This is a genomic window from Kribbella sp. NPDC050241 (assembly GCF_044459685.1).
Taxonomy (GTDB): domain Bacteria; phylum Actinomycetota; class Actinomycetes; order Propionibacteriales; family Kribbellaceae; genus Kribbella.
On the sequence record NZ_JBITJE010000004.1, the window covers coordinates 42855 to 63260 of the forward strand.

Consider the following 20406-nt stretch of genomic DNA (forward strand, 5'->3'; position numbering starts at 1 on the left):
GGCGTCAGCTGAGCCTGAGCGAGACGTCGGCGGAGATCCGGGCGAGATGCACAGTGACGCCCAGTCCGGTGAGCCGGGCGAGTTCGTCCGGATCCGCCGACGGATCGGTGACCAGGATGTCGATCTCCGACGCGTCGGCGACCTTGGCCACGGTCGTCTGACCGACCTTGGAACCGTCGGCCACCACCATCAGCCGGTGCGCATGGGTCACCATGGCGTGATTCGTGCGGGCCTCGGTGTGGTCGTGGGTGGTGACGCCGTGGGCCGCGCTGACGCCGTCGGCGCCGAGGATGGCCAGGTTGACGTTGATCCCGTTGAAGGCGTTCTCCGCCAGACTGCCGACCAGCTCGAACGAGCTCGCCCGGATCACTCCACCGGTCATGATCACCTGCAGGTTCGGCCGCGCCGCCACCGCGGCCGCGGTGGTGAGCGCGTTCGTCACGATGGTCAGCCGCTGCCGGTGACCGAGCTCCCGGGCGACCTCGGCAGTCGTCGATCCGCCACCGATCGCCACGGCGAGCGGCCTGTCGGTCGGCAGCAGGGCAGCAGCCGTGACGGCGATCGCGTGCTTGGCCAGCGGGGACTTCGTATCCCGCAGCCGGACCGGCAGTTCAGGCCCCGTGTTGGCCCGGGCACCGCCGCGGGTCCGGGAGACGAGGCCCTGGTCCTGTAGATGGGTCATGTCCCGGCGCAGCGTCGCCGGTGACACCTGGAGCTCGCCACACAGGGCGCCGACGGACATCGCGCCGCGCGTGGTCAGCAGGTCGAGGATCTCGGCCAGCCGTTGAGTACGGCGGGGAGAGGGGGCGGACGGTTGCCAGGAGTGGTGCGCGGGGAGGGCTGCCGTACTCATGACGATCACCTCGTTCCGGCCTGGACGGCGGGATGGATCGCCTCAGTGTGAGGGACCGCGCACGCGCCGTCGCGGTTTCGCTCAGTCAGGGTGAGCGCTAGCGATCAAAGGGCTTGCCTGCCAGGTAGACGGTGTGAACGGTGAGGTCTTCCGAGAGGAGGACGAGGTCGGCGGACCGGCCGATGGCGATGGTGCCGCGGTCCTGCCAGCCGTAGTGGCGGGCGGCGTTGGTGGAGACGAGTGGGGCAGCTTGTGGGGGAGTCAGGTGGAGGAGGCGTACCACGTTGGCCAGTGCGTCGGAGAGGAAGTGGACCGAGCCGGCGAGGGTGTCGGTGCCGCGGAGTTTGGCGATGCCGTGGTGGACGGTGACGTGGCGGTCGGCGTACGAGTAGTCGCCGTCGCCGAGGCCGGTCGCGGCCATGGCGTCGGTGACGAGGATCGAGCGGTCCGGGCCCGCGGTTCGGGTCGCGACGGTCAGGGCTTCCGGGGACAGGTGGGTGCCGTCGGCAATCAATTCGCAGGCGACACGGTCGTCCAGGAGGGCGACGCCGACCGGGCCGGGATGGCGGTGGGTCATGGTGGGCATCGCGTTGAAGAGGTGGGTCGCCGTACGGGCGCCCGCGTCGAAGGCCTGGCGGGTGTGGGATCCGTCGTCGTCGGTGTGACCTACGGCGAAGGTGATCTGCTCGTGGTGGCGGTGGATGAGGTCGGTGGCGCCGGGGAGTTCGGGGGCGATGGTCATCGAGACGGCCAGGCCGTCGGCCGCGTCGATCAGGTCGGCGAACACCTGCTCGTCGGGGGTGAGGAGGGCGGACTCGGTCTGTGCGCCGCGGCGCTTCGGTGACAGGAACGGGCCTTCGAAGTGGATGCCTCGGATGTTCGGTGCCTGGTTGGTGGCGACGGCTCGAGCGATGGCGGTGGCCGCGGCGAGCATCCGATCGAGCCGCATAGTGGCGACCGAGGCGATCAGCGTGGTGGTGCCCTGCGCGAGGTGAGTACTGGCGGCCTGGATGACGTCGTCGGTGTTGCCGGAGTACAAGGCAGCTCCGCCACCCCCGTGGCAATGCGTGTCGACAAAGCCGGGCAACACCCACCGTCCCCCGGCATCAACCACTCCCTGCCCCGGCTCAACCTCCGCGCCCGTGACGCCGGCAGAGCCGGCGTCACGGGCGGGTGTTACGAGCGGCCGGCCGGCGTCGTGCGGTGGTTCTCCGGGGCCGAGGGCGGTGATGTGGCCGTGCTCGAGCTGCAGCCAGCCCTCGAGGAGGGTCGGCGTGCAGATGCGGGCGTTGGCCACGGTGATCATGAGCCGAGTAGCCGCCGGGTGGCCGCTTCGGCGCAGACGCGAGCGCTGCCGAAGGTTTGGATCCAGCCGGCGAAGCCCGAGTAGTCCGTGCCCGGGACGCCCATGTCGACGACGATCATGTCCGGGTGCTGTCCCTGCAGCTCCCCGATCAGCTTCTCCTGCCAGTCGAACCGGTGAGCGCCGCGAACCATCAGCACCACCTGACTGCCCGCGCCGTACTCAGACCGGAATTCGCCGACCCCCGCCCGAGCCATCCCAGGCCCGTTGTACGTCTGCCCCGACAACCCGATGCTCTCGACAACCTTCCCGGCGTCCCGCAGCAGCTTCTCCACGCCCCAGCCAGACGAGCCGGCCGCGGGGGAGTGCGTCGGCTCCAGCCGGATGATCAGTACGGCGTCACTCCGCAGTACCGGATCCCCATGAGCTACGACCACCTGCTCGGCAAGCCGCCCACCGAGTGCGTCGTCCCGCAAACCGACATCCGCCTTGGGCCGAGTCCCGAGCCGAGCCAATCGATCGTTGGCACTCTGCAACCGCTCCAACGGCAGCCTTCCACTCTCGACGGCTTCGACCAGCGCAGCAGCCGCCACGTCCACGTCGTCGAGGAACGCCCACGATCCAAGGCACAGCGCGTCGGCTCCGGCCTCGATCGCCCGTACGGCGGCCTCTGGCAACGGCGCCACGTCGGCGATCCCATACATCTCCAACGCATCGGTGATCACCACTCCGTCGTACCCGAGCTCTCCGCGCAGGATGTCGGTGAGCAGCACCTTGCTGATCGTCGCCGGTACGTCGTCCAGCTGCGGAACCAGGTCGTGCGACACCATGATGCTGTCGACCCCGGCCTCGATCGCGGCGCGGAACGGATCGAGGTAGCTCGCCAGCAACTCCTCCCGGGAGACGTCGACGAGCGGCGTCGCCAGGTGCGCGTCGGTCCCGCTCATGCCGTGGCCCGGGTAGTGCTTGGCACATGCACTGACCCCGGCCGCCTGCAGGCCTTCCACCCAGGCGGCCGTGTGCCGGCTGACCAGGTCGCGGTCCGCTCCGAAGCAGCGGATCCCGTTCGGGCTCAGCGGGTTGACGGCCGTGTCCACCGCCGGCGCCAGGTCCCAGTCGACCCCGGCCTCGACCAGCGACAGGCCGATCTGGAACGCGGCCTGCCGGGTCAGCTCGACGTCGTTCAGCTCACCGAGCGCCCGGTTGCCGGGCATCGAGAAGCCGCCGAGGTTCGCCAGCCGGCTGACATCACCGCCTTCCTCGTCGATCGACAGCAGGACGTGGTCACGCAGACCGTGCAGCTCGGCGGCCAACCTCTGGAACTGCGGGCCGTCGACGATGTCTCTGCCGAAGATCACGAAACCGCCGAGGCCGGCCTCGATCCTCGGCCCGACCCAGTTGGGGACTTCGGGCCGGCCGAGTGCGGGGAACAGCACACCATGGGCGAGCCGGTCGAGCTCTGAACTCACAACATCCTCCTGAGGGGATTCATCCTTTGACGGCGCCGCTGGTCATCCCGCCGACCAGCCGGCGCTGGACCAGCAGGAAGACGACCAGCACCGGGAGCGAGAAGATCGCCGACGCCGCGATGGTGGCGCCGTTGTCGATGCCGTCGGAGGTCTGGAACGAGACCAGCCAGACCGGCAGCGTGTAGTTGCTCTGCGACTTCAGGAACACGTAGGCGAACAGGTAGTCGTCCCACGCGCTGATGAAGGCGAAGATCGAGGTGGCCACGATGCCCGGGGCGAGCAGCGGGAGCTGGATGTGCCAGAAGGCACCGAACCGGCCGCAGCCGTCGACCATCGCGGCCTCCTCCAGCTCCAGCGGGATCCCGTGCACGAAGCCGCGCAGCGTCCAGATCGTGAAGGGCAGCACGAAGGTCATGTAGGTGATGATCAGACCGGGGACGAAGTCGATCGCCCCGACCGAGCGCAGCATCAGGTAGAGCGGGATCACCATCGCCGATCCCGGCACCATCTGGACCAGCACGAGCCCGATCAGGAAGGCCCGGCGGCCGACGAACCGGAACCGGGCCAGCGCGATCGAGGCGCCGAGGGCAACGGCCAGTGCGATCAGTACGGTCGACACCGAGACCAGCATCGAGTTGCGCACGTAATGCAGGAACGAGCCGTGGGTGAGCGCCGTACGGAAGTTCTCCAGACTGATCGGCCACGGGATGAACTCCGGCGTCGCCGACAGGATCTTGCCCGGCTCCTTCAACGCGGTCGCGAACATCCAGTAGACCGGGAAGATCACGATCAGCGAGACGACGACCGCGATCACGTTCGGCACGGTCCGCTTCCGGCCAGGCGCTCCCGCGGCCCTCATGCGGTCACCTCGCCTTGCGCGAACAACCGTCGTACATAGAGCACGGCCAGGGCGGCGAGCAGAATGACGGTGATGATCGCGATCGCCGCGCCGCCGCCGTAGTCGTTGCGGGTGAAGGCCTCGAGGTAGGAGTAGACGCCGAGCGTCGTCGTACCGCCGTCCGGGCCGCCCTGGGTGAGCACCCAGAACGGCGTGAACGAGTTGACCGACCAGATGACTTCCAGCAGCACGAGTACGGCGAGCACCGGGCCGAGGATCGGCAGCGTGACATGGCGCGCCATCGACCACCGCCCGGCACCGTCCAGGCTGGCCGCCTCGTACAGGTCGTCGGGAATCTGGCCCATCGCGGCGTACAGGGTCAGCGCCACGAACGGCAGCCCCTTCCAGACGATCAGCGCGATGATCAGGAACAGCGCCTGGCCCGGCGACCCGAACCAGTCGTGCGCGGAGAAGTCACCGAAGACCTTGAGCTGCGTGATCACCCAGTTCAGTACGCCGTACTGCGGCTCGAACAGCCACCGCCAGATCATCGACGCGGACACCATCGGCATCGCCCAGACCAGCACCAGACAGACCGACAGCATCACCCGGGCCCAACTCGACACCTGGCGCAGCAGCGACGCGAGCAGGAACCCGATGACCATCAGCGCGGCGACACAGGCCACGCTGACGATCAGCGTGCGGAGCAGGACGGACCAGAAGTCGCTGTCGCCGAGCACCCGGGTGAAGTTGCCCAGGCCAACGAACGGCGCCTCCCCGGTGAACAGCGACCGCGGACCGAAGTCCTGCACCGACAGCCAGATCAGCCGCACCATCGGGTACCCGAGCACGACCGCGAACGCGATCACGGCCGGCCCGACCAGCCCGTACGGCGTGAAGCGGGCATGGCGGTTCGTCCGGACCGCCTCGTCGCTGCGTGGTGGCGTCGGCGCGGCGGTTCCCGCCTCCGGCGCTTGGGTGAGCGAGGTCATCAGCCGCTACCGTCAGCGCGGACCGGACTGGGCGTTGAACGCTTCGGTCGCGTGTTTGTCGTACTCCGCGGCGGCGCTGCCGATGTCACTGCCCTTGGCGATCTTGGAGAAGAACTGCTCGTTGTAGCTCTCGGTCTCCAACGTCGCCTCGCCCGGAGTCGCCGGCAGGGCCTGGCTGACGGTCGCGGCCTGAGCGCCGAGCTTCAGCACGTCCGGCACGTTCTGGGTCGGCAGGAAGTCGGTGACGACCGGGAGTTGGTGGATGGTCTGCGTCATCGTCTGCTGGAAGGTCTTACCGGTGACGATCTTCAGCCAGTCGACCGCGGTCTCCTTGTTCGGGCTGTTCTGCGCGATGCCGATGGTGGAGCCGGCAACGATCACCGGCAGCGGCGAGCCGGCCTGGTAGCCCGGCATGATGAAGTAGCCGGCGTCCGCGGCGGCCTTGGCGTTGATCTCCTTCACCGCGCCCGGTTCCCACGCCTTGACGTAGATCATGGCCGCCTTCTGATCGGCGAAGAGCTGGTCCTGATCCGGACTGTCGGTGTTCGCGCCGATCGAGGAGGGCGTCGAGCAGGCGTTCTGGAACTTCTTCCACTCCGCCAGGCCGGCCTGGTTCTCCGCGCTGCTCATCGTCGCGGTCCATTTGCCGTTGTCGTCGGTGGCGATCTTGCCGCCCTTGCCGAACAGGAACGGCATCCCGGCGAACCAGTACTGACCGGGCATGTAGAACGCGGAGAAGTTGGGGATCGAGGTGTGCGCCTTGGTCAGCGTCGCGCAGTCCGCGACCAGCTCGTCAAGGGTGGCCGGCGGCTTGTCGATACCCGCCGCGGCGAACATCTTCTTGCTGTACATGACCACCTTCGTCCCGCCGTACAACGGAGTCGCGTACAACTTGTCCTGGTACGTCGATGGTCCGGCCAGGCCGGCCAGCCACTTGTCGGACGACTCGAAGCCGGCCTTGTCGGCGGTCAGCTCGGCTAACGCGCCGGAGGCGGTCAGCATCGGGGTCTGGGTGTTGCCCATCTCAACGATGTCCGGCGGATTGTCCGAGGCCAGCGCGGTGGTCAGCTTGGTGACGATGTTGTCCCACTGCTGCACCTCGACCTTGACCTCTACGTCGGGGTGCTTCTGGTGGAACTGCTTGGTCACGTCGTCGATGATCTTGTTGTCGCCTGGGCCGCCGGTCATCATCCAGACCGTGAGCTTGTTCGTCGGGGCTGCCTTGCTCGGGTCGGACCCGCCGCAGGCGGCCAGGCTGACGAACGCGGCTGAGATCGACGCGATGACACCCAACGTCTTCCAACGCTTCATGTCGGTTCCTCTTTCGCTGATTGGTCGACAGCGCAGCCGTCCAGCTGGGCCACGACACCGGGGGCGGACGTGGTGATCGAGGCGACCTGATGGCTCGCCACCCCGATCGCGGTGTAGTAACCGCTCAGTGCTGCGGCCATCGCACCCAGCAGGCCGCCGGACTCGCCGAGCACGGATCGGTGCAGATCGCTGTGCACACCGACGGTCTCGTACGTCTCGGCGCTCACCGTCTCCAGCACGGAGTCGCTGAACGCACCGGAGAAGCCGCCGGTGAAGACCACCGTGCTCGGCTCGTAGGCCAGAGCGACGATGGACACCAGGTGCAGCAGCGCCTCGTGGATCTCGTCGACGAGGCCGCCGAAACGGTTCGGGTCGGCGAACACATCGTTGGCCGAGCCGAGCTGATGGCCGGCCGCCTGCGCGAGCGCGAGCAGTCCCGCACCGGACAGCAGGTCCCGCAGGCGTTCCTTGCGGCCGGGCAACCGCAGCCGGCCGAACTCGCCGAGCAGACCCTCGGGTCCGGCCAGCACCTGCCGGTTGATGGCGACCGCCGAGCCGAGACCGGTGCCCAGGCTGAACAGGACGACAGTCTCGTCCCTGGGCAGGTCGCCGTAGTGCAGCTCACCCAGCAGGGCCAGGTTGGAGTCGTTGTCGATGATCGTCGGTACGCCGAGCTCGGCGCTGACGGTCTCGACGAAGGTGGTGCCGAGGATCTGCGGCAGGTTGAACGCGCCGACCACCCGGTCCTTGCTTGAGGCAACCACACCGGGCAGGCCGATCGCGACCGACGTCAGCGGTACGCCGTCGCCGTACCGCTCGACCAGACCGAGCACCCGGGCCGCGATCCAGGACGCCAGCTCGGCGGCGCCCAGGTCCCGCGGTGTCTCGTCCCGGCAGCGGATGATCGCCGAACCGATCCCGTCGGCGATCACCATCCGGCAGTACGTGCCACCGAGATCGATGCCGCAGACCAGCCCGGACCGCGGGTTGAACCCGAGCGCGGCAGCCTGCCGGCCCGGCCCTTCCCGGACGATCTTGTGCTGCTCCAGGGCCAGCCCGTCGGCGAGCAGGTCGTCCACGATCCGGGCCACGGTCGCCCAGCTCAGTCCGGTCTGCTCGACCAGTTGCCGTCGGTCGATCCCGGCACCCGACAGCAGCGCGGCGATGATCGCCCCGCGGTTCGCCGTCCGGGTCCCGGCACTGCCTCGCACCAGCTTCGTCATTTATTCTCACGATGAATAGAATTAGTTGAGCTGAGACAGTAATCCCGGGATGTGGTCCCTGTCCAGGCATTCTGCGAATCAGTCGGTCGCCGTCCGGTGGCGGCGAAGTCGCTGGATCAGGAGGGCCAGAGCGCACAGTGCGATCAGGCCGATGCTGTAGACGATCGCGGTCGAGCGCAGGCCGAACTCAGCGGAGGCTAACCCGGCGATGACAGCGGGGATGCTCAAAGCCAGGTAGGCGACTGGTCCCGACTGGGTCCGCGACGTCGTCGCGTCGTACCTGTCCTGACGGGCCTGTCGCTACTTGTCGGGGGTGTCTTCGGATGGTTCGGTGGCGGGGGCCGTGACGACGCGGTTTCGGCCGGCTTGCTTGGCGACGTAGGTGGCGGTGTCGGCGGCGAGGATGAGTTCCTCGAGGGTCGTCCCGCAGGTGGGGTAGGTCGCGGTGCCGACGGAGCAGGTGAGGCCGTCGAGAGTGGTCTGGCCGCGGGGCGTGGTGATGGTGACGGTGAGGGCCTCGATGCGGTGCCGGATGCGCTCTCCGGTCGCGGTGGTGTCCTTCGGGTCGGTGGTGGGCAGTAGTACGGCGAACTCTTCGCCGCCGAACCTGCCGACCAGATCGTCGGTCCGCACTTCACGGCGGAGTTCGTCCGCGATCGCCTTCAGGACCTGGTCGCCGGCCGGATGTCCGTGCGTGTCGTTGACGGTCTTGAAGTGGTCCAGGTCGAGGAACACGATGCCGAGCGACGTCTGGGTCCGCGCCGCCCGCGCGAGTTCCTTCCCGGCCATCTCGTGCCAGAACACGCTGTTGGCCAGGCCGGTCTGCGGGTCGGTGCGCGCCGCGGTCTGGAACTGGCCGACGAGGAGCGCCCGGTGCAGACCGAGGATGGTCAGGAGCAGTACGACGACCGTCCAGGGCTCATGCCTGAGCAGGCTGGCGGTGGCAACACCCAGGCCAAGTGATCCGGCGACGATCAACTGATCGCTCAGCCGGCCGAGCGCCTTCTGGGCCGCGGAGTCCGGATTCGACAGCAGGACGGCGCCGACCACGAGTGCGTAGTTCACGAACCAGTACGCGAGCCCGGCGACGGTGACAGCGACGAGGCCGAGCGGCCCGGGCGGATAGCCCGGGTAGGTGTCGGGGGAGAGCGCGACCAGGGAGACCGCGGCGGCGGCGCCGGCCAGAACGATGGTGGCGGCGGAGAAGAACCAGCGGTACGGGGTGACGCGGCGGAGCCGGAACCACGAGTGGGTGTACGTCAGCGCGATCAACGCGAAGGCCAGCGGCGGTGGCAGGACCAGGACCCCGGCGAACGTCCACATGCCTTTGAGGTTCACGTACGGGACGCCTTCGGCGGCCACCTCACGGAGACGCTCGATGCCGCGCGCCGCTTCGACGTGGACGGCGGAGCCGACCGCGAGCATGCCGAGCCAGATCCAGTCCTGGACCCGGATGTCGATGGCACCGACAGTAGCGATCAGCAGGGCGAACGCGCTCAGGTCGATGGCCAGGACATAGCCGACGACTACGGTCGGTGCCGACCACAACCCCCAGCGGCTCAGGCGCCAGGCGCCCAGGCGTGCGGTATCGGTTCGGCGGCGATGCCGCCGCCGCAATCGCCAATGCCGGATACTCGACATGAATCGGTCCCCCAACAAGCCTCACTCGTCCACGGACCAGGGTAGCCGCGAAATCACCCAACGTCACCACCTCAGGCTGACCGGCCGGCGGACGATCCGGATGCCGGGAGGAGGTGTGTCGCCATGCGCAACAACGACTGGCACTGAGCAGCCACGCTGTCCTGCCCCCACAACCCTAGCTAGTGCGGCGAAGTCGTCGTACGCCGGTAGCCGATGGCCGCGCCGAGCGCAGCGGCAGTCCCGAGGGCACCCGCGATCGCTACCACCGACGCGGGGTGCCACCGGTCTGCCGCGGCGCCGGCGGCCAGGACGCCGAGCCCCTGCGACACGATGAGCGCAGTGCGGGCCAAGCCGAAGGCCTGGCCCCGCTGCGCGTCCGGCACGTTCAGCACGAACGACGCGTTCGCGGCGAGTTGGTACGACGAACACAGTCCCGAGACCACCCACAGGGCGACCGTCACCCAGAGACCGGGGTGGATCAGACAGACGATCAGTGGGACACACGACCCGACAGCCAGGGGTCCCATCAGGGCCAATCGACGTGCGGGGGCGAGTCGGGTGAGCAGCAGCATGCCGACCATCTGGCCGGCTGGGTTCGCGGCGAGCAGCAGGCCGACCGCGAGCGGCCCTCCGCCGACGACTGCGGCGTACGGCGCGGCAAGGCCTTCGACACTCACGTAGAAGCCCGCCACACAGGCGAGCGCGATCAGGTAGCGCAATTGTCGATCGCCCCAGACCAAGCGAGCACCAGCCGACAACGAACCCCACCAGCTGACCCGGTCCGCCGAACTGGAGGCCGTAGGCAACGGGCGGTCCCGGACACCGAGCCGGACCAGCACCGCGGACAGGAGGAACGTGGCCGCATCGACGGCCAGAGCCTGGCTCGTCCCGAAGGCAGCCACCAAGGTGCCACCAGTCACGAAACCGGCCAGCTGTGCGGCCTGTGCGGTCACATTCGACACCGAACTCGCCAGCACATAGGTGTCGCCGCTCAGGATGTCCGGCAACAGGGCCGCCCGAGCGGACTGGAATGGTGCCGCCAGCAACTGAACGGCCACCAGCAGCACGCACAGCAGCCAGATCGGCGCTCCAGGAATCGCCATCAACGCGACCAGCGCGGCTCGGGCGACGTCGCACCACACCATCACCCGGCGCCGCGGGAAGCGGTCCGCAAGCCACGACAGCAGTGGGCCGGCGGCGATGTCCGGCAGGAACGTCAGTGCGTACGTGACGGCCGACAGACCGGCCGACCCCGTCCGGTCGAACACGAGCACCGCGAGCGCGACCCGAGCCAACTGGTCGCCGATCACGGACCCGAGCTGGGCGCCCCACATCCACCGGAACTCCGCTACGGCGAACACTTCGCCGTACGTCGCGGGTCTGTCCGCCGGATCGGGACGAGCGGACTCGGCGGAGCGGGTCATAAGGACGAAGTTACCCCGCCCCCGAGGCCCACCGACCCGGTGCGGCGAGTCGGGGGGCCGCTCTGGTTTCAAAGCAGCTCGAGGTGGTCACTGGGTCCGCTAGAGTGCTGACGGCCGACTCGTTGCCTTCGGCGCGTACTTCGACTCAGCGCCGTGTGTCTCGCGAACAGAGAGTGCTTACGTGGTAATGGCTTGGCGGTTCGGCGCGGTCGGCGCCGAGTCCGTCATGGCCGTCGTGAGCGATGCGAGTCTGTTCGGTGCGTGGATCGTCGCCGTACCGCCGGTGGGGCACATCGACCCGAAATGGCCGTACGTCGGCGCGGTCGTGCGGAAGGCCACCGATCGCGAACCGCATGGCAGACATTCCTACGATCGGCATCTGACCATCGCGGTCGTCGAGGCGTGGGACCCGCCGCACGAGTTCGTTCTGCGGCTGCGGAGCGGCCTGGGTGGCTGGATCCGGCTGTCCGTCAGAGTCCAGCCGAGACCAGGGGGATGCCTGGTCGAAGTCCGATCCGATCCGCTCACGGTTTCCGCACGGCTTCGGTACGCCGGATCGGCCCGATCCCACGCTGAGGAGCGTTGCGCGGCGGTCGCCGAGAACCTCCTTCGCCTCGCCACAGACCTCGAGGCGGACAGCGGTTGAGGCGGCAGTTCCGTACCGTGACAGCTTTCACTCAACGTCACTAGATGCTCCGGGGCGATGCTTCTGGGCTGCGAGCGGAGGTATGGTGCCTGGAAATTAACGGGGAAGGTGGTCAGAAATGACTGCTGACAATGCACGGCACCGACGGTCAAAACGTCATTCATTCATCCAGCGACTGACGCTCCGATGGCATCGCGAGAGGCCCACGGACCCACCGCCACGCGACAATCCCAGGGCCAAGGAATCGTCGGAGCCGGATTCCGCCTAGGTCTTGTCCGGCAGGAGGACGATTGCGGCCTCTGAGAAGCCGGCCTCCAACGCCTGGTGCGCCTGGACAACCTTGGACAGTGGGTACGTGCGGATCGGGCGGGTGCCGAAGACGCCCTCGCGCCAGGCACGGAACAAGTCCTCGCTGGCTTGGAGGAGGGTGGCCCGGTCCGGGAGATGGTCGCCGGTGCTTGATCTGGTGACTCGGATTCGCCGCCTCTCGAGCGCGGAGGCATCGATGTCGGGCGCCCCGGAGGCGGTGCCGATGAGGTCGAGCGTTCCGCCGTCTCGCAGGGCCGCTACCGCTTCGTCGAAGGTCGCGCGACCCACGAGGTCGTAGACAACGTCGGCGCCCGCACCTGCTGCGGAGACCTCCTTGGCGAGTTGCCCGGTGCCCGCCACCACAACATGCTTCAGTCCGAGAGCCTGCGCGGCCGCGACTCGCTCGTCGCTGGCAACGGGCGTGATGACGGTGGCGCCAAGGTGCTGAGCCCACGGTGCGAGGAGTGAGCCGACGCCACCGGTCGCGCCGGTGACCACGACGATCTCACCGGGCTTGACGGCATGGACTCGATGCAGCCGTCCCCAGGCGGTCAGTCCGTTGGCGAGCAGGGATGCGGCCTCTTCGGAACCGAGGTCGTGCGGGAGCGGGATCGCATCCGTTGCCGGGAGCAACCGCGTCTCGGCGTACGCGCCCGGAGAGAAGTAGTAGCCGACCCGGTCCCCGACAGAGATCGAGTCCACGCCGGCTCCGACCGCGTCGACCACTCCCGCACCTTCGCCGCCGATGACCGCCGGCAACGTTGGCAGGGGAAAGGCGCCGCTCCGGAAGTAGGTGTCGACGAAGTTCACTCCGATGGCCTGCTGCCTGACCCGGACCTGGCCAGTGCCAGGCTCGGCCACTTCCTCCGACTCGTACTGCAGAACCTCAGGTCCCCCAGGCTTGTACATCCGCACGACCGCACTCATCACAATCCTTTCGTCGAAACAGGGTTCTTGTTCTGCCGGACGCCTTCGGTCGCGGCGATCACGGCGGCGGCGATCAGTACCGCGCCCGCGGTGACGAACACGGTCCGCAGGCTGGTCGAGTCGACCAGCAGGCCGCCGAGCGCTGACCCGCCCGCGATCGAGACCTGCATCGTCGCGACCGCGATCGAGGCGGCCGCCTCCTGGCCGTCCGGCACGGCTTGCAGCAGCCAGAGCTGTGCCGCGAGCGGTATGACGCCCCAGACCAGGCCCCAACCGACGATCAGTACACCGACCACGGCCGGAGCCGGATGCAGGATCGGCATGGCCAGCACGATCACGCCGATGATTCCGGTGGCGCCGACGAGGCTGAAGACCAGACTGCGGCCGACCAGTGCTCCGCCGATCAGGGTGCCGAGGATGCCGCCCACGCCGTACGCCAGGAAGACGACGCTCACGGATCCGCCGCCCAGGTGCGCGAAGTCTTCCAGAAACGGGGTCAGGTACGTCGACGCGGCGAACTGACCGACGAACGCGATCACGGTGACGGTCAGCCCGATTCGGGCAGTCCCGCTCCGGAACACCCGGCCGAGGTCGCGAGCCCGGGTGGTGGCCTCCGGGTGGATGTCCGGCAGGAAGACGAGTTGCGCGATCACGACGACAGCGCTGACCGCGGCCGCGACCGCGAAGGTGACCCGCCACCCGACCGCGTTGCCGAGGAACTGTCCCGCCGGTAGTCCGACGACGGTGCCGGCCGAAACCCCGGCGATGACGATCGACTGCGCGCGGGTACCGAGGCGTTCGCCGACCAGCTTCGGACCGAGTGGCGGTACGACGGTCCAGAAGCCGGCGATCGCGATTCCGAGCAGGATCCGGGCGAGCAGGATCTCGGTCAGGTTGGACGCGAAGGGCGGGATGACATTGGCAACCACCACCAGTCCACCGAGTACGGCGATCAGCCGCCGCCTGTTGTACGAGCGGGCGCCGAGGTAGAGCAGCGGCGCGGACACCGCGGCGGTCAGGGCGGGGACGAGCACCATCAACCCGCCGAGGCCGAGCGAGACGTGCAGGGACTCGGTGATGTTGGGCAGCAGGCCGACCGGGATGAACTCGGTCGTCACGATCACGAAGGCGACCAGTGCGAGGGAGGACACCGCGAGCCAGGCCCTGGTCGAAGGCCGGTCGGTCGGTGCTGCTCCACGTCTCTGCACGATCGCGGACATCGGGACTCCAGCGGCTAGGTGGGCGGGCGCAAGCAACTATAGACAGTAGTTGTTGGCACAAACAAATACCGGGAGAGCAGACGCCGCCCCTGGATGCGGCGGCCGGGTGGGTCAGGTGTGCTTGGCGCGTCGTACCGGTGGGCCGAGCTCGATCGAGGCGACCTCGGTGAGCGCGGCGGTGAGTGCCTCGAGATCGACGCCCTGGAGATGGTCGATCACGTTCCGGCGGACACTCGCGAGATGGACCGGCCACGCCTTCTGCAGGCGCTTCAGTCCGTCCGGGGTCAGGACGGTCACTTGGCCCCGGCCGTCGGCGGTGGCCCGCACCCGCTCGACCAGGCCCTGCCGTTCCAGGCGCTCCACCACGCGGGTCAGGCCGCTCATGGTGATCGAGACGTAGTTCGCCAACTCCCGCATCCGCAGTGACCGTTCGGGCGCCTCGGAGAGGTTCATCAAGACGTTGTACTCCGTGACGTTCAGGCCCTCCTTCTGCAGCAGATCTGCGTCGAGGACCCGGGGGATCACCAGGACGGCGCGCGCGAGCGCCCGCCAGGCCGCGTCCTCCGCGGGGGACAGCGGCTCGAGGCCGGCTGGGAGTGCAGGGCGTCTGGCCATCGGCTCAGGCTAGCGCGAATTTGCTTGCTCCAGCAAAGGAACCGGTAAGATGCTTGCACAAACAAACATTTGCTGGCAAGGAGCCGGACATGGGCAGCAGCGCAGTCGGTGACGCGGCGATCGCCGTCGTACGCCGGAACAGTCTCGAAGTGCAGGGCGGAGGGGACTGGGACCTCTTCGACGAACTGTGGTCCGATGACTTCGTCGACCACACGCCTCAGCCGGGCGCCGGGGCCGACAAGGCCGGTGTGAAGGGGCTCTACCTGGGGATCCGCGAAGCGTTCCCGGACTTCTCTCCCGAGATTCACTGGCAGGTTGCCGCCGACAACCTTGTCACCACGTACAAGACGTACCACGGCACCCATCGGGGCGAGTTCCTCGGCATCGCGCCGACCGGCAGGAAGGTCAGCTTCTACACCGTCGACGTGATGCGCGTCGTCGACGGCAAGATCACCGAACACTGGGGCGTGGCGACGCTGCTGGATCTCCTGCAGCAACTAGGAGCCGTACCTCGGTTCGGAGCGTCAGCGGAATAGGTCGAGGCCCTGGCCGATCAGGACCGTGGACAGGACGGCCAGCAGGATGACGAGGATCGTGTTCAGATTGGCCAGGAGCCATTGCTCCAGGGATGCCAGGGCCGGGGCGGATCTCCGTGGGCCGGCGATCACGACTGCCAGGAGGGGAAGGAGGACGGTCAGGGACGCGGCGAGGACGAAGAGGGCGGCGGCGGTGAGTTGCTCGCCGAGGGTGAGAGGGGAGCCGCCGATCTGGGCGCCGGCGCCGATGACCAGGGGGAGGTTCTTGACGTTCGCGAGGGCCGCGCCGGCGCCGGTCAGCGCGAGAGCCGGCCCGGAGAGGGTCGTGATCTTGTCGACGATGGCGGGGCGGGGCGGTGGCTCACCGGGCCGCGGACGCTTGCGCCAGTAGCGGACCGCCAGGACCGCGAACAGCACACCGATCGCCAGTTTGACGAGGTCCACGCCGTCGCGCGCGCCCTCGCTGCCGTCCTCGGCGACCGCGTCCGTCAGCATCACCACGAGCCCGGTCGCGATCGCGAGAGCCACAGCCCAGCCGGCGAAGAAGCTCAGACCGGCCCGGATCGGTCCACTCGACATCAGGACCAGCACGATGCAGATCATCGGCACCGGGCTCAGGGCGATCCCCATCGCCTGCGGCAGTACGGCGCCGAAGACCTGCCACAAAGTCACCACCCCCAACAGTGCTGGGCCCACGCACATCATGCCCGATCGCCACCGCGAACGTTGACCAACCGCTCGACGACGCGCCACTATCAAAGTCGTGCCCTAGGGAGGCGGCGATGAATCAAGGCCTGCTGAACTCGTTGACCGAGGCCGAGCGGCTGCTTGTGGCCGAGACGGAGCGGGACGCGTTGAAGAGCCTGGACGAGGACGAGCTCCTCGAGCTGCACCAGCGGATCCGGCGGGCTCGAACGAAGTACGTGAAGAACTATCGCCGTGGTGCGAGCGCGAGTGTGGCGAAGGCGGGCGGACGCGGCCTGTCCTACCCGAAGAACCAGCGGGACCGCGACAAGGCGGAGCTGTTCGAGACAGTGCTGGCGCAGGTGAGCCGGGCGGTCGCTGCGGCCGCGAGGCGATCGTCGATGGAGTTGCGCAGCGAACGGCTCGAAGCGGCGCGCTCGGCCAAGTCCGCCGCTCCGGCGGCACGCGCTGCCGCCCAGCCTGTCCCCGCCGCTCAGTCCGGGTCGGTGGCGTCCCGGCGGGCGACCAAGACCACCGGAGGGTTGAAGAAGGACGCGTCCACCCGTGCCGCCGGCGCTCGCCGCCAGGCCAAGCGAGACGCACGCTGAGGGTTCAAGGCAGAGACTTACGACGAGAAATCGCCCGAATCGGGTGATCCCGGCAGACGCGGCATCGTGTCTGCTGGTCGGGCGGCAGCCGGGAGGAGCGGAGATGCGCAGTGCGGACAGCGCGGGCGCACGGCCGTTGCGCCGAGGCCGACTTGCCAGGGCACTGCTCATCGGTGCCGCGCTGGTGACGGTCGGCCTGGCGTACGCCGTACTGGTGCCGAACGGCGCGATGGGTGCCGACGGACCGCAGTCCCAGCAGATCGAGGAAGGCCGGAAGCTGTTCGCGGTCGGCTGCGCGAGCTGCCACGGCATCCATGCCGAGGGCGGGGCCGACGGCGAGGGAAACTTCACCGGACCCTCACTGATCGGCGTGGGCGCGGCCGCGGTGGACTTCCAGGTCGGCACGGGGCGGATGCCCGCGACGCAGCCCGGTGCCCAGATACCGGCGAAGCCTCCGGTGTACACCGAGGAGGAGATCGCGGCGCTGGCGGCGTACGTCGCCTCTCTCGGACCGGGGCCCGCGATACCGCCGGAGGAGTACTACGACGTCAGCAACGCGACGCAGGAGGAAGTCACCCGCGGCGGTGAGCTGTTCCGGACCAACTGCACGGCCTGTCACAACTTCGCCGGCAGCGGTGGCGCGCTGCCGAACGGCAAGTACGCGCCGTCGTTGATGGAGACGTCACCCAAGAACCTCTACCAGGCGATGCTGACCGGCCCGCAACAGATGCCGGTCTTCTCCGACGCGGTGCTCCTCCCCGAGGACAAGCGGGCCATCATCGCGTACGTCGTCAGCCTCCAGCAGCAGCACAACCCGGGCGGCTTCGGGCTGGGACGGCTCGGCCCCGTCTCCGAGGGCCTGTGGGGATGGCTGGTCGGAATCGGCGCGCTCATAGCAGTGGCGGTATGGATCGGGGCGAAAGTTCCTCGCGCCTGAGGTCCACCGGCGCGCGGGCGAGCGATGCAAACGCTTGCGTGCGTCCAGAAACCGGACGACATGCCGTGCTCAGCATCTGCCGGAATCGCCGTAGACCGGTTAGTCTCGGTTTTTGGGAACGCAGGATCGAACAGTCCAACTGCAGAGCCGCCCAGCCAGGGGGAGGGGCGACGCGTGTGACGAGCCTGAAGCCCGACCGAGTGCAGCAGCAGTCCCAGCCCTCGGCGTCGGGTCGCATCCCGCGGCCACCGTTGACTCTGGTGGCCCGCGAGCGGTTGCATTCTGCCCTCGATCTCGGCGTACGGTCGCCGCTGACGATGCTGATCGCGCCGGCCGGTACCGGCAAGACGGTGCTGCTGTCGGACTGGGTGGCGCGCCGCAGGCGGTCGGGCCAGTCGGTGCTGTGGGTGCCCGGGCAGGCGCCGGACGCGCTCGCCGGAGCCCTCGAGCATCTGGCCGGTCCCGACGTGGCGACACCGCCGGATCCGATCGTCATCGACGACGCCCATTTGCTGCCTGCGGCAACGGTTACCGGCCTGGCCCAGATCCTGAAGAAGTCGCCGCACGCCGTCCGGCTTTTGCTGGCCAGCCGGTACGACCTGCCGCTGCCGGTGTCCGAGCTCGAACTGCGCGGGATGGCACTGACCTTGCGGTCACGGGATCTGCGCTTCACCGACGCCGAGGCCACCGAGCTCGTCCAGGCCCATGCCTCGAACGCCACCGCCGCGGACGTCCAGCTGTTCCAGGAGCGGACAGCGGGCTGGGCTGCCGCCCTGGTGCTCGCGGCGCGAACGCTCGCCGCCTCCGGGGACACCGGGTGGTCCTTCGCCAACCAGCAGCCGGTGCTCGATCTGCTCCTGGGTGAAACGTTGAGCACCCTCGACGAGCGGGTCCAGGCAGTCCTCCTGAGCACGTTCGGGGCCGCGTCGGTGACCGGACACCAGGCGGCCATGCTGAGCGGCGATGCGGACGCCGGCGCGATGCTGGGGGATCTCGCCGGCAGCGGACTGCTGATCACCGCGTACGCCGACGATCCGGGCAGCGAGCCGCTCTACCGGTTCCACCCGCTCCTCGTCGAGTTGCTCCGGCGGCGGGTGGCCGGCCACAGCGAGAACGCACAGATCGTCACCGCGGCGCAGCATCGGTCGGCGCTGTACTACGAGAACCGCGGCGATGGCGGCAGCGCCCTGCGCGCCGCGCTCGGCGCCGCTGACCCGGCGCTGGTCGCCCGCATCCTGCTCGGTCATGGGCCGGCGATCCTGGCGGCCGGCGACCTGAGCCTCGTCGCGGACGGCTTCGAGAGCCTTCCGGAAGGCTATGTCGAGCAGCATCCGCACCTCATCGGCGTCCGTGGGCTGCTGCGGCGTGCCACTGGCGACGTGACCGGCGCGATCATGGATGCGGCATCGGCGGACGACCTCGCGTGCGCGGCAGACCCGCAGCCGGTGACACCGGACGACAACGCGTTGGAGGCGGACGCCGTACTGCTGCGGTTGTGGGAATCGCGCTACGGCTGGCACGACGTCCACGCCGCGATCGGACGGGCGAGAACCCTGCTGGCGCTCGATCCCACGGACGCCTATGGCCGGCCGCGCGCCGTACTCGGACCTGAGCGGCTGGCCTGGTTGCTGATCGAGCTCGCGGCGGCGGAGACGTGGGCGGACGAGCTGGACGCCGCGCTCAGCCACCTGGACGAGGCACTCGTCACCGCGCGGATGGCCGGCCATCGGCGGCTGATCGGCGGGGGACTGGCTCACCGGGCCGTCGTGCAGTACGCGCGCGGCCAGGTGGAGAACGCGGCCGGCTCGGCACAGGCCGCCCTCGACGCGGCCGGCGAGCAGGGGCTTCCCCAGGAGTACGCCGTCCGCGCGCACGTCGTACTGGGCTTCGCGGCGCTGGGTCATCTGGACCTGGACAGCGCGTGGCGCCAGCACGAGCTGGTGGTGGCGACGGACGTGGCCGGCTCCGACACGGTGGTCTCGGGGCTGCGCGCCATCCTGCGAGCGGTGCTTCTCCTCGAGGCGGGCCGGCTCGAGGAGGCGCTGACAGAGCTCACCACCGATCCTGCGTCAGCCGGGCCGCTGCCGTCGTTCCTGTCGCGGGATCTGGCCCTGCTGCGGTTCCGGATGGCGACCATGGTCGGGGACCACACCGGTGCCGAGACGCAGTGCGACGTACTCGACCGGACCGGCAACACGTCCGAGGCCGACCTGATCCGGGCCATCACCTCGATCGTCCGCGGTGACGTCCAGACCACGCTGAAGCTGGTCGACGAGGCCCTCAACCGGCCGGACGTCTACCCTCCGCTGGCTTCTGCGGCCGCCTCGTTCCGGACCGTCCTGCTGGCGCGAATGGGCGACGAGGCCGCCGCCGACGCCGCGCTGGTGGACACGCTGAACCGGGCCACGCCGCAGCGGATGCTGTACGCGCTCACCCCGGTCGGCCGCGAACCGGACTTCCTCGACCGGTTGCACAGGCATGTCGCCGGGCCCAACCCCCATCCGTTCGCCGCCGCCACGCTCGAGCAGCTGTCGTCCTACCGGGCCGCCTGGAGCGAGGTCGGCGGTACGTCGCTCCTGGCGCGGGTCCGGCCGGACGCGCAGGTACCGCCACCCCGCCGCCTGGACGCGGTGATCGACGGTGCCCGGATCCGGCTGACGCCGCGGGAGGCCGACGTACTCGACCAGCTCGCGCTCGGGAACTCCTACACCGAGATCGCCCGTGCCCTGTTCATCACCGAGAACACCGTCAAGACCCACCTGATGTCGCTGTATCGCAAGCTGGGCGTGGAGAAACGATCCGCGGCCCTGCGAGTCGCCCGCACCGTCGGCCTGACGCAGCAGTCGAACTAGGGCGTTGGATTCATCCCC

General features: G+C 68.9%; 19 protein-coding genes. 5 read left to right on the forward strand and 14 right to left on the reverse strand.

The genetic code is table 11. The features are described 5' to 3' along the window. Nucleotides 1–4: 4 nt before the first annotated feature. From ACIBG5_RS20470 to ACIBG5_RS20515, 10 genes are all read right to left on the reverse strand, one after another. Nucleotides 5–853 carry a DeoR/GlpR family DNA-binding transcription regulator gene (locus tag ACIBG5_RS20470; RefSeq protein ID WP_396393066.1) on the reverse strand — a complete coding sequence of 283 codons (849 nt, stop codon included), beginning with the start codon at nt 851–853 and terminating at the stop codon, nt 5–7. A gap of 97 nt (nt 854–950) precedes the next feature. Then, nucleotides 951–2159, reverse strand: a complete 1209-nt coding sequence (gene nagA / locus ACIBG5_RS20475) for an N-acetylglucosamine-6-phosphate deacetylase (RefSeq protein ID WP_396393067.1) — start codon at nt 2157–2159, stop codon at nt 951–953. After that, nucleotides 2156–3625, reverse strand: a complete 1470-nt coding sequence (locus ACIBG5_RS20480; protein ID WP_396393068.1) for a glycoside hydrolase family 3 protein — start codon at nt 3623–3625, stop codon at nt 2156–2158. Before ACIBG5_RS20480 ends, nagA begins: the two co-directional genes overlap by 4 nt. 19 nt (nt 3626–3644) lie before the next feature. Further along, nucleotides 3645–4484: a carbohydrate ABC transporter permease gene (locus ACIBG5_RS20485; protein WP_396393069.1), complete on the reverse strand. Its 840-nt coding sequence runs from the start codon at nt 4482–4484 to the stop codon at nt 3645–3647. Further along, nucleotides 4481–5455, reverse strand: a complete 975-nt coding sequence (locus ACIBG5_RS20490; RefSeq protein ID WP_396393070.1) for a carbohydrate ABC transporter permease — start codon at nt 5453–5455, stop codon at nt 4481–4483. The genes ACIBG5_RS20485 and ACIBG5_RS20490 overlap by 4 nt, the downstream gene beginning before the upstream one ends. A gap of 12 nt (nt 5456–5467) precedes the next feature. After that, on the reverse strand, nt 5468–6766 hold the full coding sequence (locus ACIBG5_RS20495) for an extracellular solute-binding protein (RefSeq protein ID WP_396393071.1): 1299 nt from the start codon (nt 6764–6766) through the stop codon (nt 5468–5470). Then, a complete protein-coding gene (locus ACIBG5_RS20500; protein WP_396393072.1) occupies nt 6763–7989 on the reverse strand; it encodes an ROK family transcriptional regulator in 1227 nt (408 codons plus the stop codon). Before ACIBG5_RS20500 ends, ACIBG5_RS20495 begins: the two co-directional genes overlap by 4 nt. A gap of 78 nt (nt 7990–8067) precedes the next feature. Next, nucleotides 8068–8217, reverse strand: a complete 150-nt coding sequence (locus ACIBG5_RS20505; protein WP_396393073.1) for a hypothetical protein — start codon at nt 8215–8217, stop codon at nt 8068–8070. 72 nt (nt 8218–8289) lie between these two features. Next, on the reverse strand, nt 8290–9630 hold the full coding sequence (locus tag ACIBG5_RS20510; RefSeq protein ID WP_396393074.1) for a diguanylate cyclase: 1341 nt from the start codon (nt 9628–9630) through the stop codon (nt 8290–8292). Nucleotides 9631–9809: 179 nt separating this feature from the next. Then, nucleotides 9810–11054: an MFS transporter gene (locus ACIBG5_RS20515; protein ID WP_396393075.1), complete on the reverse strand. Its 1245-nt coding sequence runs from the start codon at nt 11052–11054 to the stop codon at nt 9810–9812. 181 nt (nt 11055–11235) lie between these two features. On the opposite strand from ACIBG5_RS20515, the gene ACIBG5_RS20520 reads away from it, so the two are divergent. Further along, entirely contained in the window at nt 11236–11700 is a 465-nt protein-coding gene (locus ACIBG5_RS20520; RefSeq protein WP_396393076.1) for a hypothetical protein, read from the forward strand. Nucleotides 11701–11964: 264 nt separating this feature from the next. Here the strand turns inward: ACIBG5_RS20520 and ACIBG5_RS20525 are convergent, their stop codons facing one another. The 3 genes from ACIBG5_RS20525 to ACIBG5_RS20535 all read right to left on the reverse strand — a co-directional run bounded on the left by ACIBG5_RS20525 (nt 11965) and on the right by ACIBG5_RS20535 (nt 14771). Next, nucleotides 11965–12936, reverse strand: a complete 972-nt coding sequence (locus ACIBG5_RS20525; RefSeq protein ID WP_396393077.1) for a quinone oxidoreductase family protein — start codon at nt 12934–12936, stop codon at nt 11965–11967. Next, the gene (locus ACIBG5_RS20530) at nt 12936–14156 is read right to left on the reverse strand and encodes an MFS transporter (RefSeq protein WP_396393078.1); all 1221 of its coding nucleotides are present in this window, start codon (nt 14154–14156) and stop codon (nt 12936–12938) included. The genes ACIBG5_RS20525 and ACIBG5_RS20530 overlap by 1 nt, the downstream gene beginning before the upstream one ends. Before the next feature lie 111 nt (nt 14157–14267). After that, a complete protein-coding gene (locus ACIBG5_RS20535) occupies nt 14268–14771 on the reverse strand; it encodes a MarR family winged helix-turn-helix transcriptional regulator (RefSeq protein WP_396393079.1) in 504 nt (167 codons plus the stop codon). 89 nt (nt 14772–14860) lie between these two features. Between ACIBG5_RS20535 and ACIBG5_RS20540 the strand changes: the two genes are divergently transcribed. Then, entirely contained in the window at nt 14861–15307 is a 447-nt protein-coding gene (locus tag ACIBG5_RS20540; RefSeq protein WP_396393080.1) for an ester cyclase, read from the forward strand. Here the strand turns inward: ACIBG5_RS20540 and ACIBG5_RS20545 are convergent. Further along, nucleotides 15296–15979 (reverse strand): GAP family protein, encoded by a 684-nt coding sequence (locus ACIBG5_RS20545; RefSeq protein ID WP_396393081.1) that lies wholly within the window; start codon nt 15977–15979, stop codon nt 15296–15298. The two genes, ACIBG5_RS20540 and ACIBG5_RS20545, sit on opposite strands and share 12 nt — an antisense overlap. Nucleotides 15980–16089: 110 nt before the next feature. Between ACIBG5_RS20545 and ACIBG5_RS20550 the strand changes: the two genes are divergently transcribed. The 3 genes from ACIBG5_RS20550 (at nt 16090) to ACIBG5_RS20560 (ending at nt 20388) form a co-directional block, all read left to right on the forward strand. Beyond that, nucleotides 16090–16599 (forward strand): hypothetical protein, encoded by a 510-nt coding sequence (locus tag ACIBG5_RS20550; protein WP_396393082.1) that lies wholly within the window; start codon nt 16090–16092, stop codon nt 16597–16599. 103 nt (nt 16600–16702) lie between these two features. After that, nucleotides 16703–17536 carry a c-type cytochrome gene (locus tag ACIBG5_RS20555; protein ID WP_396393083.1) on the forward strand — a complete coding sequence of 278 codons (834 nt, stop codon included), beginning with the start codon at nt 16703–16705 and terminating at the stop codon, nt 17534–17536. Between the two features lie 176 nt (nt 17537–17712). After that, entirely contained in the window at nt 17713–20388 is a 2676-nt protein-coding gene (locus tag ACIBG5_RS20560; protein WP_396393084.1) for a LuxR C-terminal-related transcriptional regulator, read from the forward strand. Nucleotides 20389–20406: the final 18 nt, after the last annotated feature.

Bases quoted from the DNA above. Each gene is read 5' to 3' on its own strand.
- nagA (WP_396393067.1), bottom strand. From the start codon at position 2,159: ATGATCACCGTGGCCAACGCCCGCATCTGCACGCCGACCCTCCTCGAG.
- ACIBG5_RS20540 (WP_396393080.1), top strand. From the start codon at position 14,861: ATGGGCAGCAGCGCAGTCGGTGACGCGGCGATCGCCGTCGTACGCCGG.
- ACIBG5_RS20515 (WP_396393075.1), bottom strand. From the start codon at position 11,054: ATGACCCGCTCCGCCGAGTCCGCTCGTCCCGATCCGGCGGACAGACCC.
- ACIBG5_RS20470 (WP_396393066.1), bottom strand. From the start codon at position 853: ATGAGTACGGCAGCCCTCCCCGCGCACCACTCCTGGCAACCGTCCGCC.
- ACIBG5_RS20550 (WP_396393082.1), top strand. From the start codon at position 16,090: ATGAATCAAGGCCTGCTGAACTCGTTGACCGAGGCCGAGCGGCTGCTT.
- ACIBG5_RS20510 (WP_396393074.1), bottom strand. From the start codon at position 9,630: ATGTCGAGTATCCGGCATTGGCGATTGCGGCGGCGGCATCGCCGCCGA.
- ACIBG5_RS20485 (WP_396393069.1), bottom strand. From the start codon at position 4,484: ATGAGGGCCGCGGGAGCGCCTGGCCGGAAGCGGACCGTGCCGAACGTG.
- ACIBG5_RS20490 (WP_396393070.1), bottom strand. From the start codon at position 5,455: ATGACCTCGCTCACCCAAGCGCCGGAGGCGGGAACCGCCGCGCCGACG.
- ACIBG5_RS20500 (WP_396393072.1), bottom strand. From the start codon at position 7,989: ATGACGAAGCTGGTGCGAGGCAGTGCCGGGACCCGGACGGCGAACCGC.
- ACIBG5_RS20535 (WP_396393079.1), bottom strand. From the start codon at position 14,771: ATGGCCAGACGCCCTGCACTCCCAGCCGGCCTCGAGCCGCTGTCCCCC.
- ACIBG5_RS20495 (WP_396393071.1), bottom strand. From the start codon at position 6,766: ATGAAGCGTTGGAAGACGTTGGGTGTCATCGCGTCGATCTCAGCCGCG.
- ACIBG5_RS20525 (WP_396393077.1), bottom strand. From the start codon at position 12,936: ATGAGTGCGGTCGTGCGGATGTACAAGCCTGGGGGACCTGAGGTTCTG.
- ACIBG5_RS20530 (WP_396393078.1), bottom strand. From the start codon at position 14,156: ATGTCCGCGATCGTGCAGAGACGTGGAGCAGCACCGACCGACCGGCCT.
- ACIBG5_RS20555 (WP_396393083.1), top strand. From the start codon at position 16,703: ATGCGCAGTGCGGACAGCGCGGGCGCACGGCCGTTGCGCCGAGGCCGA.